The 14,396-nt window shown below is 73.3% G+C and carries 13 protein-coding genes; 7 read left to right on the top strand and 6 right to left on the bottom strand.

Annotated features, from left to right (window positions below):
• Positions 1–60: 60 nt before the first annotated feature.
• On the top strand, positions 61–1,407 hold the full coding sequence (locus AC07FY_RS13870) for a PAS domain-containing protein (protein WP_479005053.1): 1,347 nt from the start codon (positions 61–63) through the stop codon (positions 1,405–1,407).
• Here the strand turns inward: AC07FY_RS13870 and AC07FY_RS13865 are convergent.
• A complete protein-coding gene (locus AC07FY_RS13865; protein WP_479005051.1) occupies positions 1,404–2,159 on the bottom strand; it encodes an SIS domain-containing protein in 756 nt (251 codons plus the stop codon). The genes AC07FY_RS13870 and AC07FY_RS13865 overlap by 4 nt on opposite strands.
• Before the next feature lie 233 nt (positions 2,160–2,392).
• On the opposite strand from AC07FY_RS13865, the gene AC07FY_RS13860 reads away from it, so the two are divergent.
• Together AC07FY_RS13860 and AC07FY_RS13855 are read left to right on the top strand one after the other, a co-directional pair.
• A complete protein-coding gene (locus tag AC07FY_RS13860) occupies positions 2,393–3,085 on the top strand; it encodes an iron-dependent transcriptional repressor DtxR (RefSeq protein ID WP_479005048.1) in 693 nt (230 codons plus the stop codon).
• Between the two features lie 330 nt (positions 3,086–3,415).
• Complete coding sequence (locus AC07FY_RS13855) at positions 3,416–4,303, top strand: alpha/beta fold hydrolase (protein ID WP_479005045.1); 888 nt, start codon at positions 3,416–3,418, stop codon at positions 4,301–4,303.
• A 52-nt stretch (positions 4,304–4,355) separates the two neighbouring features.
• Here the strand turns inward: AC07FY_RS13855 and AC07FY_RS13850 are convergent, their stop codons facing one another.
• The 3 genes from AC07FY_RS13850 to AC07FY_RS13840 all read right to left on the bottom strand — a co-directional run bounded on the left by AC07FY_RS13850 (position 4,356) and on the right by AC07FY_RS13840 (position 7,693).
• Positions 4,356–5,999: a transporter gene (locus AC07FY_RS13850; RefSeq protein WP_479005042.1), complete on the bottom strand. Its 1,644-nt coding sequence runs from the start codon at positions 5,997–5,999 to the stop codon at positions 4,356–4,358.
• Entirely contained in the window at positions 5,996–6,841 is an 846-nt protein-coding gene (locus AC07FY_RS13845; RefSeq protein ID WP_479005040.1) for an ABC transporter ATP-binding protein, read from the bottom strand. The genes AC07FY_RS13850 and AC07FY_RS13845 overlap by 4 nt, the downstream gene beginning before the upstream one ends.
• A gap of 165 nt (positions 6,842–7,006) precedes the next feature.
• Entirely contained in the window at positions 7,007–7,693 is a 687-nt protein-coding gene (locus tag AC07FY_RS13840; protein WP_479005037.1) for a bifunctional DNA primase/polymerase, read from the bottom strand.
• Positions 7,694–7,907: 214 nt separating this feature from the next.
• On the opposite strand from AC07FY_RS13840, the gene AC07FY_RS13835 reads away from it, so the two are divergent.
• Both AC07FY_RS13835 and AC07FY_RS13830 read left to right on the top strand, forming a co-directional pair.
• On the top strand, positions 7,908–9,290 hold the full coding sequence (locus AC07FY_RS13835; protein ID WP_479005034.1) for a transcriptional regulator: 1,383 nt from the start codon (positions 7,908–7,910) through the stop codon (positions 9,288–9,290).
• A gap of 126 nt (positions 9,291–9,416) precedes the next feature.
• A complete protein-coding gene (locus AC07FY_RS13830) occupies positions 9,417–10,772 on the top strand; it encodes a hypothetical protein (RefSeq protein WP_479005031.1) in 1,356 nt (451 codons plus the stop codon).
• A gap of 13 nt (positions 10,773–10,785) precedes the next feature.
• On the opposite strand, the gene AC07FY_RS13825 is transcribed toward AC07FY_RS13830, so the two are convergent.
• Positions 10,786–12,093 carry an ABC transporter substrate-binding protein gene (locus AC07FY_RS13825; protein ID WP_479005028.1) on the bottom strand — a complete coding sequence of 436 codons (1,308 nt, stop codon included), beginning with the start codon at positions 12,091–12,093 and terminating at the stop codon, positions 10,786–10,788.
• Between the two features lie 208 nt (positions 12,094–12,301).
• On the opposite strand from AC07FY_RS13825, the gene AC07FY_RS13820 reads away from it, so the two are divergent.
• Positions 12,302–12,748, top strand: coding sequence for an SCO4402 family protein (locus AC07FY_RS13820; protein WP_479005482.1), 447 nt, complete (start codon positions 12,302–12,304; stop codon positions 12,746–12,748).
• Between the two features lie 14 nt (positions 12,749–12,762).
• Positions 12,763–13,644, top strand: a complete 882-nt coding sequence (gene purU / locus AC07FY_RS13815; protein ID WP_479005025.1) for a formyltetrahydrofolate deformylase — start codon at positions 12,763–12,765, stop codon at positions 13,642–13,644.
• 52 nt (positions 13,645–13,696) lie between these two features.
• Here the strand turns inward: purU and AC07FY_RS13810 are convergent, their stop codons facing one another.
• On the bottom strand, positions 13,697–14,215 hold the full coding sequence (locus AC07FY_RS13810) for an EF-hand domain-containing protein (RefSeq protein WP_479005022.1): 519 nt from the start codon (positions 14,213–14,215) through the stop codon (positions 13,697–13,699).
• Between the last annotated feature and the right edge of the window lie 181 nt (positions 14,216–14,396).

Genomic DNA, 14,396 nt, shown 5'->3' with positions numbered 1-14,396 from the left:
TCACGTTCCAGTTCAATGATCTGACGTGCCGCACACGCGAACACCTGCTGGGGGTGCCAGGTGACTGCTTCCGGACGTGACGAGACCACCGACGACGATCTGCTCGCAGCACTGCTGGACGGGATGGACGCCGCCCTGTGCGCGTTCGACTCCGACGGTGTGATCACCCACTGGAACCGCGAGGCCGAGCGGATCCTGGGCTGGTCCGCCGCGGAGGCCGTGGGCCGCAAGGGCTTCGAGGGCTGGGCGGTACGGCCCGCCGACGCACAGGACGTGCAGGAGCGGCTGATGGCGGCGCAGGACGTGCCCGGCCGGCAGGTCCACGAGTTCGCGCTGCTCACCAAGGACGGCGGACGCGTCCTCGTCCGCACCCAGTCCGCCGCCGTGCCCGGCGCGGACGGCAGACCGGCCGGCGTGTACTGCGCGTTCAGCGAGGTGCACGCGCAGATCGACCTAGAGCGCTCCATCGCGCTCAGCGAAGCCCTGATGGAGGACGCCGCCTGGGGCGTCGTCCTCGTCGACGTCGACCTGCGCCCCGCCGTCGTCAACGCGCACGCCGCGCGCGTCCTCGGCGCCGGGCGCACCGCGCTGCTCGGCCGGCCGATCGGCGAACTCCTCCTCCAGGGCGTGGAGGAACTGGAAGGAGCCCTCCAGCACGTGCTCGCCGAGGGGGCGCCGCCCGCGCCGGTCGAGCTGTGGGTGTCCGTGCGGACGCCGGAGGGATCGCGGCGGCGGTGCCTGCGCTGCGGGTTCCTGCGGCTGGCCTCGCCGCTCGCCGAGGAGCCGGTGCCGCTCGGGGTCGGCTGGCTCTTCCAGGACGTCACCGAGGCCCGGCAGGCCCAGCTGGACACCGCGCAGCTGCGCTTCCGCTCCCACCAGCTGCACCGCGCGGGCCGGGCCGCCGCCGAGTGCGAGGACCCGGCCGAGGCGGCGGCCGTCCGGCTGGACTTCGCCCTCGCGGGCTTCGCCGAGCACGCCCTGCTGGACGTACTGGACCCGTCGGCCGGTCCCGAGCGGCGCCGCCTCGTACGCTCCGCCGTCGCGCCGCCCGCGCTGGCGGGGCCCGGTGCGATCCCGGTGCGGTACGGGGCGGGGCATCCCGTGCTCCAGGCGCTGGACCGGATCGGCTCGGTGCGCACGAGCGCCCCGCGGGGGGCGGCGGACCCCGAGTGGGCGCGGGCCCGGCACTGGCCCGAGGGTGCGGCGCACGCGCTGTGCACCGTGCTGCGCAGCCGCGGGCGGACCCTGGGCGCCCTGACCTTCGTACGGGGGCCTTCGCGGGCCGCCTTCGAGGCGCCGGACGCGGCGTACGCGGAGGAGGTCGCGGGCCGCATCGCCGCCGACCTGGACCTGGCGGGCCGTGCCTCCCGGGGCGGCCCCGCTCGACCGCCGACCGCCGGAGGCTAGTGGCGGAAGAAGATCCGGTCGCCGTACTCCTGCATCACGCGGCCGTTCCACTCGTGGCCGCCGTCGACGTTGCCCGAGCGCAGCAGCGGGGGCTCGATCCCGCGGGCCGCGAGCCCCTCGGCCGCCGCGGCCATCACCGCCTGCATGACGGCGCAGGTCACGACGGTGGAGGCGGGGGCGAAGGGCGCGTCGATGCCGTCCAGGGTCAGCTCGGCGTCACCGACCGCGATCTTGGTGTCCAGGACGACGTCGCAGTGGTCCTTCAGGAAGGTGCCGGAGACGTGCCGCGACTTGGTCCCGGTCGCGTACGCCACCGAGGTCACCCCGATCACCCGGAGGCCGATGGCGCGGGCGTTCATCGCCATCTCCACCGGCAGGGAGTTGCGCCCGGACAGCGAGATGATCACCAGGACGTCGCCGTCGGAGGCGGGGCTGCTGTCCAGGACGGCGCCGGCGAGGCCGTCGACCCGTTCCAGGGCACTGCCCAGGGTCGCGGGCATGACGTCGATGCCGGCCGTGCCGGGGACCGCGAGGAAGTTCATCAGGGCCAGTCCGCCCGCCCGGTAGACCACGTCCTGCGCGGGCAGCGAGGAGTGCCCCGCGCCGAAGGCGAAGAGCCGGTTCCCGGCGGCCACGGCGTCGGCGACGAGGGCGCCGGCCTCGGCGATCCGCCCGGCCTCCTCCTCCCGGACCCGCTCCAGCAGACCGATGGCGGCGTCGAAGAACTGACCGGCCAGCTTGCTCTCGCTCATACGCCGATGGCCTTCCGGGGTCGGGGCTGGTTGACGGGGCGGGTCCGCGTCCGCCGCTCACCGTGCGGTCTGGACCAAGGGCGTGTCAATACGCACGTCAATCCGGCGGAAGGTCCGCGCCGGCTCCCCGCGGGGATGTCCGGGACAGGGCTTGACGCTCGGGGCGGGACGGTTCTGCGCCCGATGCGTCAGAATTGGGGGCAGGGCCAGCGCACGCAATCCGAGGGGCACGAATGTCCGGACTGATCGACACCACGGAGATGTATCTCCGCACCATCCTCGAGCTGGAAGAGGAAGGTGTGGTCCCCATGCGCGCCCGTATCGCCGAGCGGCTCGACCAGAGCGGTCCGACGGTGAGCCAGACGGTGGCGCGGATGGAGCGGGACGGCCTGGTGGCCGTCGCCACCGACCGGCACCTGGAACTGACGGAGGAGGGGCGCCGGCTGGCGACGCGCGTGATGCGCAAGCACCGGCTGGCCGAGTGCCTGCTCGTCGACGTCATCGGCCTGGAGTGGGAGCAGGTGCACGCCGAGGCCTGCCGCTGGGAGCACGTGATGAGCGAGGCGGTGGAGCGGCGGGTGCTGGAGTTGCTGCGCCACCCCACCGAGTCCCCGTACGGGAACCCGATCCCGGGCCTCGAGGAGCTGGGCGAGAAGGCCGAGGCGGACCCGTTCCTGGAGGACGGCATGGTCAGCCTCACCGAGCTGGACCCGGGCGTCGAGGGCAAGACCGTGGTCGTGCGCCGGATCGGGGAGCCGATCCAGACGGACGCCCAGCTGATGTACACGCTGCGCCGGGCGGGCGTGCAGCCCGGTTCCGTGGTGAGCGTGACGGAGTCCCCCGGCGGAGTCCTGGTCGGCAGCGGTGGCGAGGCCGCCGAGCTGGACGCGGAGATCGCCTCGCACGTGTTCGTGGCGAAGCGCTGACGCGTCACCGCTTCGGGCCGGTTCCCGGCGGACGCCGATGCCGGGCCGACCGGTGGTGTAGAAGACATCTGACGGGAAAAGCGGGCGGTCCCGGCGCCTCGCGGCGCCGGGACCGGTCCTCCCCTGGTGACCTGGAGCCCCGAGCTCTCAAGGTCGTCCCCTTCGGACCGTCTTCCCCGAGCGGCCCGCCTCCCTGATGAAAGGATCTCCATCGGCAGCGGCGGCCAATCCTTGAGCAAGGTCACTCGAAAGAGCGGTGTTGTCGGCGAGACGCCCGTTTTCGAATGCGGGTTCGATAGTCTGGCCGGGAGCGAAGGGGGTGCATCTGCGGTGGTACAGCGCATCGATGTGACAGGGGCCGATGGCGTACGCCTGGCCGCCTGGGAGTTCCGCGAAGCGGACTCCGCTTCCGCGGGCCGACCCGCGGGACCGGATCCCCGCCCCGCCGTGCTCTTACTCCACGGGCTCATGGGCCGCGCCCTCCACTGGTCCGGCACCGCCCGCTGGCTCGGCGAGCAGCGCCGCGTCATCGCCCTGGACCAGCGCGGACACGGCCAGAGCGACCGCCCGAGCAGCGGCCCCTTCACGCGCGAGGCGTTCGTGGCGGACGCCGAGGCCGTCGTCGAGCAGCTCGGTCTCGCCCCCGTGACCGTGATCGGCCACTCCATGGGCGCCCTCACCGCCTGGCAGCTCGCGGCCCGCCGACCGGAGCTGGTCGAAGCCGTGGTCATCTGCGACATGCGCGCCTCGGCCCTCGGCGAGGCGTCCCAGCAGGAGTGGGAGGACTGGTTCCGCCGCTGGCCCCTGCCCTTCCCCACCCAGGACGCCGCCCGCCGCTGGTTCGGCGAGGACGATCCGCGGGTGGAGCGCCCCGACCCGGCCCGCGGCGCGTTCTTCGCCGAGGTCATGCACCAGGCCCCCGACGGCTGGCGCCCGCTCTTCTCCCGCCGCCAGATGCTGAGGGCCCGCGAGACCTGGGTGCACGACGCCCACTGGGAGGAGCTGGCCCAGGTCCGCTGCCCCACCCTGGTCGTCCGCGGTCTGGACGGCGAACTCGGCCGGGCCGAGGCCCAGGAGATGGTCCGCGTCCTGCCGGCCGGCCAGTACGCCGAGATTCCCGACGCGGGGCACTACCTCCACTACGACCAGCCGGCCGCCCTGCGTGCGGCCCTGGAGCCCTTCCTCAACGCCCTCAAGCCCTCGCACTCGCGAGGCTGAGGGGGCGGGTGTGGCTTCGAGGGGATCCGCCCCCCGAAGCCACACCCCGCCGCTACCCCTTGCTCACCGCCGCCAGGATCTCCGGCAGCCGCCGGGCCACCATCGGCGCTGCCAGCCGCAGGCCCGACCAGGTGGCCAGCGTGCCCCAGGCCACGCCCAGGGGGAGCACCACCCAGGAGACGGACTGGTGGTCCGCCACGTTGAGCCAGACCGTCAGGGCGATCAGCGGCGCGCACAGCAGGGCCGCCGCCAGCATGCCGCCGAAGATGCCCAGCCACGCCAGGCCGGCCTGGCCCGGGGCGACGTTCTTGAACGCGCCGTCCGTCGGGATCGAGTACGGATACCGGGCCGACGCCAGCGTCCCCGTGCAGAGCATCGCGCCCAGCAGGGCCAGCGCCACCCCCAGCGCCGCCGGGAAACCGGACCAGTCGCCGACCAGAGCGGCGGTCACCACGGTCACGAACACCGTGTACGGGACGGTGACCAGGGCCAGCGCGGCGAGCCGCGCCCGCAGTTCGCGGTACGCGTCGCGCGGCGTGGCCAGGGTCTGCGCGACCATCCAGAACGCCGAGGTGTCCTGCCCGAACTGGTTGTACATCTGGATGCCGAGCATCCCGGCCCCGAAGCAGGCGAGGTAGAGCGAGCCCGTGCCCTGGAGGGCGTTGAAGACCGGCACGATCAGGCCGATCGCCAGCGCCGTCACCCACGCCGACTTCGTCTTCGGGTCGCGGACGGCGTAGCGCAGGATCCGCTGCATGACCGCGCCCGTCCGGCCGGCCGGCAGCAGTGACCAGATGCCGCGCCCGCCGCGGTCCTTCTCCGGTGCGGCGGCCACGAGGGTCGAACCGTCCGGAGTGATCATCAGCGTGGTCAGGGTGCGCTCCCAGAACCACAGCAGCACGGCCAGAGCGCCGAGCGTCAGGGCGAATTGGGCGGCCGCCTGGCCGTACCAGCCCTTGCTCGCGGAGTCGACCATCCCGACGGCGGTCGCCGGCGGCAGCCACCGCACCACCGCCTCGACCGGCTCCAGCTGCGCCAGTCCGCCGGTCTGGAAGAGGCGCTGGCTCGCGAAGTTGACCAGCTGCGCGCCCACCGCGATCAGCAGTCCGCTGAGCAGCGCCAGGTCCCGCCCCTTGCGGCTGGTCAGCAGCCGGACGTTGGCCGTGGCCACCGCCCGGGCGAGGACCACGCAGCCCACGAGCAGCAGGGGCACGGCCGGCACCGCGGCGGCCACCCCGGCGGCGCCGCGGGCGACCGCCGCGACCGAGCCGATCGCGAGGCACAGCGTGAACATCGGCCCGATGCCGACCAGCGAGGAGGCCAGCAGGGCCCGCACGAGGGGCCGCGGCCGCAGCGGCAGCATGACCAGCCGGCTCGGGTCGAGGGTCTCGTCCCCGGTGGGGAAGAACAGCGGCATGCAGGTCCAGCCCAGCGCCAGGATCGCGGCCAGCAGGACGACGACCGTGCCCGCGTGGGCGTTGCCGCGCAGCATGGCCAGGCCGAGCGTGACGAAGAAGCCGGCCACGAGGGCGAACACCAGCGAGCCGATCCAGGCGGCCTTGCGCTTGGAGGAGCCCTTCAGCCCGTTGCGCAGCAGCGACAGCTTCAGCCGGACGAACACCGGCGTGAGCGGGGCCGAGGCGGCGGACCGGGCGGACGCGGAGGGAGCGGCGGCGGAGGAGGTGACCGCGGTCATCGTGCGCCCGCCGTCCCGGAGCCGCCGCCCAGCCAGTCCAGGGAGTCCCCGGCGGCGTGGCGCCCCTGCGCGCCGACCAGTTCGAGGAAGGCGGCCTGCAGGGAAGGCGCCGAGCCCCGTACGTCGGCCAGCGGGCCCGCGGCGCGGATCCGCCCGGCCGCCATGACGGCGACCCAGTCGCACAGCGACTCGACGAGCTCCATCACGTGGGAGGAGAACACGACCGTCGCTCCGGACGCGGTGTAACGTTCCAGCACACCGCGGATGGTCTGCGCCGACACCGGGTCGACGCCCTCGAAGGGCTCGTCCAGGAAGAGCACTTCGGGATTGTGCAGCAGGGCCGCCGCGAGGCCGATCTTCTTGCGCATGCCCGTCGAGTAGTCCACGACGAGCTTGTGCTGCGAGCCGGCCAGGTCCAGTACGTCCAGCAGCTGCGTCGCCCGCTTGTCGGTCTCCTCGCCCGGCAGCCCCCGCAGCCGGCCCATGTAGCCCAGCAGTTCCCGGCCCGACAGGCGCTCGAAGAGGCGAAGGCCCTCCGGCAGTACGCCGATCCGCGACTTCACCTCGACCGGGTCCGCCCACACGTCGTGCCCGGCGACGAAGACCCGCCCCATGTCCGGGCGCAGCAGCCCGGTCACCATCGACAGCGTCGTCGTCTTGCCCGCGCCGTTCGGGCCGACCAGCCCGATGAACTTGCCCGCGGGCAGCTCCAGGTCGATCCCCGACACCGCGACCTGCTCGCCGAAGCGCTTCCACAGACCTTCCACCCGCACGGCGGACGGCGCGGGTCGCGCACCGTCCGTCCCGTACGTCCCGCTCGTCGCATCACCCTGGTCCGGCATGCGCCTGCCTCTCGTCACACGTCCCCGTTGGTCGTTCTGTCCTCACCATAGGAGGAGGGGAAGAGGCGCGAGCAGTTACTTATGTCATGAGTTCCCGGCCACCGGTGTCATGCCAACGCGCCGCTCGCAAAAGGGAGTCGCGGGCCGCAGCGGCGCGGTCGGCGCTCAGCCCTGGCGCCGCTTGCGCTCGGCCGCGGCCTCGCTGCCGCACGCGTACGCCAGGGCGTCGATCAGCTCCTCCGTGTCCGGCAGCCACCGGTTGGCCGGCGTGGGCCGCCGGGCCCACTGGACCGAACCGCGGCCGCCGACGCGGGTGGGCGGGGCGGCCACGTACTCGCCCTCGCCCCGGGCGGTGAGGTCGAGCCCCGACGGGGTCCAGCCCAGCTTGCGCACCAGGTCCGCGACCTTGGCCCCGGCGCCCGGCAGGACGAAGAACAGCATGCGGTGGTCGGGGGTGAGGGTGACCGGCCCGAGCGTGCGCTCCATCCGCTCCAGCCGCGCGAGGGCCAGGAACCCCGCCGCGTCGGGCACGTCCAGCGCGTCGAACGTCCGGCCCGTCGGCATCAGGATCGAGGCCGCGGGGTGCCGGCCCCAGATCTGCCGCACCCGCACCGCGCTGCCAGTGGCCTGCGCCGCCCAGTCCTTCACCGTCGGGTGCGCGCCCGGAGCGGGGCAGTCCGATGCGCCGCAGGAGCACAGCTCCCGCCCGTCCGCCACCTCCAGCCAGGTGCCGGCGAAGACGTCCCAGTGCCGTTCTTCCGCATACCGCACGGCATGGTCCAGCAGCTGCTCACCTCGCTGCTTGGGGATGGGTGCGGTCTCCGTGACTCCCATGGTCTCTTCCACGTCCATCACAACTCCGGGGGTCACCCGGGGTTACGGGCGTAAACCGGCCGGTGGGCGGAGCATCGATCCTGCATGCGGGGCGCATCGGTGCACGGGTGGGGGCGCGTAGGAGCCCGGGGCGCCGGAGCTGGGTAGCGACACCACGCAGAGCGGAAGATTCTCCGCACATCAGGCGGGAAGTGATCATTCCAAGGATCACCCGCGGCCTCAGGGGGTTTTCATGGCAGCCAGGCCTCTCGTCGCCCGCCAGCCGAACGAACGGCTGCAGGCGCTCATCCAGGAAGCCGGGTGCTCCAACGCCGGGCTCGCCCGGCGGGTCAACATGTGCGGGGCGGAACACGGTCTCGACCTGCGCTACGACAAGACCTCCGTGGCCCGTTGGCTGCGCGGCCAGCAGCCGCGCGGCCGGGCCCCGGGCATCATCGCCGAGGCGCTCGGGCGCAAACTCGGCCGGACCGTCACCATCGACGAGATCGGCATGGCCAACGGCAAGAACCTCGCGTCCGGCGTCGGCCTGCAGTTCTCCCCGACGGTCATCGGCGCCATCGAGCAGGTCTGCGAGCTGTGGCGCAGCGACGTGGGGCGGCGCGACTTCCTGGCGGGGTCCAGCGTGGCCGCGTCCGCGCTCGTCGAGCCGAGCCGCGACTGGCTGATCACGGGCGCCGATCCGCAGGTGGCGCGCAGCGGCGGTGCGCGCGTCGGCATGTCCGACGTCGAGGCCGTACGAGCCACCACCGAGGCCCTCAAGGAGCTGGACCACCGCTTCGGGAGCGGGCACGTGCGGCCGGTGGTGGTGCACTACCTGAACTCCGTCGTGTCCGGGCTGATCGGCGGCTCCTACCGGGAGCCCGTCGGGCGGGCACTGTTCGCTGCGGTGGCGCGGCTGACGGAGCTCGCCGGCTACATGGCGGTGGACACCGGCCAGCCGGGTCTGGCGCAGCGCTACTACATCCAGGCACTGAGGCTGGCGCAGGCGGCCGGCGACCGTTCGTACGGGGGCTACGTGCTGGCGGCGTCGATGAGCCACCTCGCCGCCGAGCTGGGCAATCCGCGGGAGATCGCGCAACTGGCGCGGGCCGCTCAGGAGGGGACGCGGGGGCAGGTCACCCCGCGGGTGGAGGCCATGTTCTACGCCGCCGAGGCACGCGGTCACGCGCTGATGGGCGACCACCGGGCGACGGCGGTGCTGTCGTCGCGGGCCGTCACGGCACTGGAGCGGGCGGAGCCGGAGTCCGGCGACGACCCGGTGTGGATCCGCCACTTCGACCAGGCGTACCTCGCCGACGAGTTGGCGCACTGCCACCGGGACCTCGGCCAGGCGGACGCGGCGGCCCGGCAGGCGGCGGAGGCACTGCGGCACCTGCCGGCGGCCAAGGCCCGCCGCCGGGCCATCGGCCTGCTGCTGCTGGCGGGGGCGCAGGTCCGGCAGCGGGAGGTCGAGCAGGCGTGCCAGACGGCCACGCAGGCCTCCGACCTGCTCGCGGGCCTCCGCTCGACCAGGGGCGTGGAGTACCTGGAGGACTTCCGGGCCCGCCTCGAGCCGTACGCGGCGGAGGCGCCGGTCCGTGAGTTCACGGCCCGTCTGGAGGCGCGCGCCGCCTGAGCGGTGGCGTCCGGACGGCGCCCGCGGAGCGGACCGGGTTGCCGGGTGGCCTCCCGGTCGCGGTGCGTGACCGGGTAGCGTGACGGACGGTTCCGTAGGTTCGGGCGAGTCGGAGAAGGAGACCCGGTGACGGAGAACGGACAGGGGAGCGGCCCCCAGCCGGGTGCCCCGTGGGGTCCGGAGCCCGCGTACGGCTACCCGCAGCACCCCGAGCAGCAGTCCGCGCACTCCGGGCAGCAGCAGCCGGCCCAGCCGCCGCAGCCGCAGGCGGGCGCCGGGCACGTGGTGGGTCCCGGGTACGAGGGGCCGGGCAATCCGCACGGCTACGGCTACCCGCCGCTGCCCGAGGCGGTCGCCCAGTACATCCCGCCCGTGCCGGCGGCCCCCGCGGCCTCCGGGCACGAGGAGGCGGCGACGCAGTACCTTCCCCCGGTGCCGGCGGCCCCGGCGCACGAGGAGGCGGCGACGCAATACCTTCCGCCCGTGCCGGCGGCCCCCGCGGCCTCCGCGCACGAGGAGGCGACGCAGTACCTCCCGCCCGTGCCGGCGGCCCCGGCGCACGAGGAGGCGGCGACCCAGTACCTCCCGCCCGTGCCCGCGGCCCCCGCGGCCGACGGGCTGGAGCCGTTCGACGGCCTGTTCCGCGGCGAGGGCTCCGCGGCGCAGGCCCGGCACCTGCCGCCCGCCCCGCCGCGCTCCCACCCGCCGCGCGGGCAGCGCCCCGTACCGCCGCAGCACCACCAGCCGCACCAGAACCCGAACCTGCCCCCGCTTCCGCATCCGGCCCAGCACCCGCACCGGAGCGGGTCGTTCGCGCCGCCGCAGCCTCCGCCCCCGCCGCCGGAAGCCCCCCGCAAGATGTCGCCCGCGATCATCGCCGCCGCGATCATCGGCCTGGCCGTGGTCGGGTTGGGCGTCGGCTCGCTGCTCGGCGACGGCAAGCCGCAGAACAACGACCCGGCCGCCGTTCCCCCTGCCGCCACCTCCACCGGCGGCACGGCCGCGCCCGCCGGCGAGGCCCCGGTCGACCCCGCCCGCCCGCAGGCCGTCCAGCTGGACAAACTCCTCGCCGACAGCAACGACAGCCGGGCCGCGGTGATCAAGGCCGTGGAGGACATCAAGACCTGCAGCAACCTCGACCAGGCGGCCGCCGACCTGCGCGACGCCGCCCGCCAGCGCGAGGAGCTCGTCACCCGCCTCCAGGAGCTGAAGGTGGACCGGCTCCCGGACCACGCGAAGCTGACCGCCGCGCTGACGAAGGCGTGGAAGTCCTCCGCGTCCGCCGACAACAGCTACGCGGCCTGGGCGCAGGACGTGGCGGGCGACAAGTGCAAGGACGGCAAGGCCAAGAGCACGGAGAACGCCGCCGCCGGCAACAAGGCGAGCGGCGAGGCGACGAAGGCCAAGGAGTCCGCCGCGACCCTGTGGAACTCCATCGCCGGCAAGTACGGCCTCACCAAGCGGGACAAGTCCCAGCTCTGAGCCGGCGGGCCGGTCACGCCGCTCGGGGGGCCTGCTCCAGGGTCGCGGTCATGTCCATCGTCTGCTCGCCCTCCTGGGCGACGAGCCGGCCCGCCCGGACGACCTGGAAGGTGACCCGGCCGTTGACGATGCGGGGGAACCCCGCGACCGCGCGCATGTCCTGGTAGCGCCACCTCAGGTCCGGGGTGAGGCCGCCGGTGCCGACGGCCTCCGCCTGGTTGAGGGACCGCGCGACCTTGCGGGCGGTGATCTTCTCGTCCGGCCCGAAGCGCCGCACGATCTCGTTCAGCACGGTGTAGGCGATCCAGGTGGTCTGGGTGCCGCTGTCCTCGGGGTCGACCCCGTCGTCGCCGAAGGCGTGGTCGGTGATCACCTCGCGCATCGGGTCCCAGAGGGGGTCGCCCGCCACCGGGTACCAACTGGTCAGCAATGCGCCCTCGAAGGGGCTCTCCTTGCCGCCGGTGCGGTCCACCAGGGACTGGCTGACGCTGCCGAGGACCGAGGCGATCTGCGGCTTCCTGTTCTGGGCGTCGGCGCGGCGGAAGGCGTCGAAGAAGGTCTCGGTGCGCTCGCCGAGCACGGCGGTCACACACGCCTTGGCCTTGTCCTTCTCCTTGCCGCCGACCGCGGCCGCGGCGCCCGTGGCGGTTCCGGTGAGCGCGTCGCGGGCCTGCACCGAGAAGTCCGCGGCGTCCTCGGCGGCCCGGATGTCGGCGGCCTCGGTCGTCCTGCTCGCCCTCAGCCCGGCGTTCAGCAGGATCGGCATCGAGTCGCCCGCGAGGGTGTCGGGGCGGACCAGGGCGACCTGGTCGCAGGCGCGGCCCAACTGGTGGCCGGCGCCGGCCAGGAGGACCGGCTGGCCGCCGTTGACCGGGTAGGAGAGGGTCGACTGGAACTCCTCGGAGGAGACTCCGTAGCCGCCGACGAACGGGATGCCCTCGGCCTCCAGCGGAGCCATGAAGGCGCGCCCGTGCTGGCTGTAGGAGCCGACCACGGCGACGGCCTTCTCCTCCACGGCCTTGCGCGCGCAGTCGGCCGCGCCGCCGGCCGTGTTGTTCTCGTTGCAGGTCAGCACGCGCAGTGTGCGCCCGTTGATGCCGCCCCGGGCGTTGACCCAGCGTTCGTACGCCTTGGCCATGCCGGTCATTCCGGGCATGTTGGTCGCCTTGGTGCCTTCGGGTGCGAACGTCATGACCGTGAGGGTCTGCCCCGAGCCCCCCGGGTCGCCGGGGAGCCCCCCGCACCCGGCGATCAGGCACGCACCGACCGCCGTGGCCAGGAGGGTGCGGGTGAGGGCTGCTGTGCGTCGCCGATCCGTCATGTCCGCACACCCTTCCGCCCCGCGGGTAACTGAGGAGTGAGGAGTCCGCAACAGCCGGTGACGGGAGGGTGAATTGCCGGGGGGAATGATCCCCTCCGCTTGTGTCCACGCCCCTGAAGATCACAGCCGGCGGGAACGTACGATCGACGGCGTGACATTCGCCCAAGGTTCGAAGAACCCTTCCCGTCGCGGTGGCCGCTCCTCCACCATGGGCGGCATGCCCCTGAACGACATGCCGTGGTGGCGCTGGCGCAGCAACGTGCGCTCGGCGCTGCACATGCTCTCCGATCCGGCCTTCCACGAGGACACGTGGCTGGCCGGCGCCGAAGGCTACGGTGACGTCACCGACGCCGTGTACCGGCTCGTCGAGGACACCTGGCTCGACAGCTGGTCGGCCGAGAAGTACATCGGCACGATCTTCCGCGACTCCCAGGAGGCGGCCCTGGTCGACCTCGCCGTGCTGCGCGTGCTGCGCATCATGCACCAGGTCGGTCCCGACGCGGCCGTCCCGGCCTACCTGGAACACCACGCCTGGCCCGAGGCGGTGCGCGCCGCGCGCGAGGCGCACGTACGGCTGGCCGTGGCGGACGGGGACGACCCCGACGTGCGGCCGCGGTCGCTCGAGGTGTTGAGGATCCTCACCCGGGCGGTGTGAAAGGCTATGCGGTCATGAGCGACCCGCAGCCCGAGGCACAGCCCCAGCCCCCGCAGTACGTCCTGACCATGTCCTGCCCCGACAAGCAGGGCATCGTGCACGCCGTGTCGAGTTATCTCTTCATGACCGGCTGCAACATCGTGGACAGCCAGCAGTTCGGAGACCGGGAGACCGGGCTCTTTTTCATGCGGGTGCACTTCGAGGCCGAGCCGGCCGTGACGGTGGAGAAGCTGCGCGCGAGTTTCGCCGCGATCGGCGACTCCTTCCGGATGGACTGGCAGATCCACCGCTCCGACGAGCGCATGCGGATCGTCCTGATGGTGTCGAAGTTCGGCCACTGCCTGAACGACCTGCTGTTCCGTACCAGCATCGGGGCCCTGCCGGTCGAGATCGCGGCGGTGGTCTCCAACCACACGGACTTCGCCGAACTGGTGGGCTCCTACGACATCCCCTTCGTGCACATCCCGGTGACCAAGGACACGAAGGCGGCGGCGGAGGCGCGGCTGCTGGAGCTCGTGCGGTCCGAGGACGTCGAGCTGGTGGTGCTCGCGCGCTACATGCAGGTGCTGTCGGACAACCTGTGCAAGGAGCTGAGCGGGCGGATCATCAACATCCACCACTCGTTCCTGCCGAGCTTCAAGGGTGCCAAGCCGTACCACCAGGCGCACGCCCGGGGCGTGAAGCTCATCGGCGCGACCGCCCACTACGTCACGGCCGACCTCGACGAGGGGCCGATCATCGAGCAGGAGGTCGAGCGTGTGGGCCACGAGGTGACCCCGGACCAGCTGGTGGCGGTCGGCCGCGACGTGGAGTGCCAGGCGCTCGCGCGCGCGGTGAAGTGGCACAGCGAGCACCGCGTGCTCCTCAACGGCTCCCGCACGGTGGTCTTCGCGTAGCCCCCGGTGGGCCCGGCACGCCGGGCCCACCGCAGCCTCACACGGAGACACCTCACGCGTCGGGGGCCTCCACGCCGCAGTACGCCGCGAACGCCACCAGGATCTCGTCCTCGGAGATCCGGCCGTCGCCGTCCGCGTCCAGGCCGGCCGCCACCCGCGCGGCCAGATCGGGCGCGGTGCCGAGGACGCGCAGGACGCGGGCGGCGGCCGCCGGGGTCGCGCCCGAGCCGTCCTCGTCCGCCACCGCGATCACGGCCCGCAGGAACGGCCGCGCGATCTCCGCGAACCGGTCCGGGTTGTCCCGCAGCCGCTTCGCCGCCCCGGTGATGAACTCCTCGCGGGACACCCGCTGGTCCCCGTCGACGTCCGCGATCCCGGCCATGCCCTGCCAGAACGCCTCCGCGCCGCCGAAGACCGCCTGGCCCTTGTCGGACCGGGCGGTGGTGCCGAATTCGGCCAGGACGGCCTTCGCGGCGGCGCTGAAGTCCTCCCGGTCGATGTATCCGGAACCGTCCTGGTCGAAGGTGGCGAATCGGGCGGCGATCTTGCGCTCGTATTCTGCGCTGTCCATGTTCGGCGTTCCGCCTTCACGTGTGCGGTGGGTTCAGATCAAGACAAGGCAGGAGCGTAAGCCCTCGGTGGCCCGCGCGTTAAGCGAACCGGTCAAGGGCGCGTACGCATCGAACCCGCGCACGGGGCGCGCGGCGGGGCGCGTACACCTGTCCCCATGTGCCCGCGCCCCCGGCGCGGTT

It is taken from the genome of Streptomyces sp. NPDC045967 (assembly GCF_056430495.1).
The sequence above is the reverse complement of the archived record's forward strand: the minus strand, read 5'-3'. Positions and strand labels throughout refer to the sequence as shown.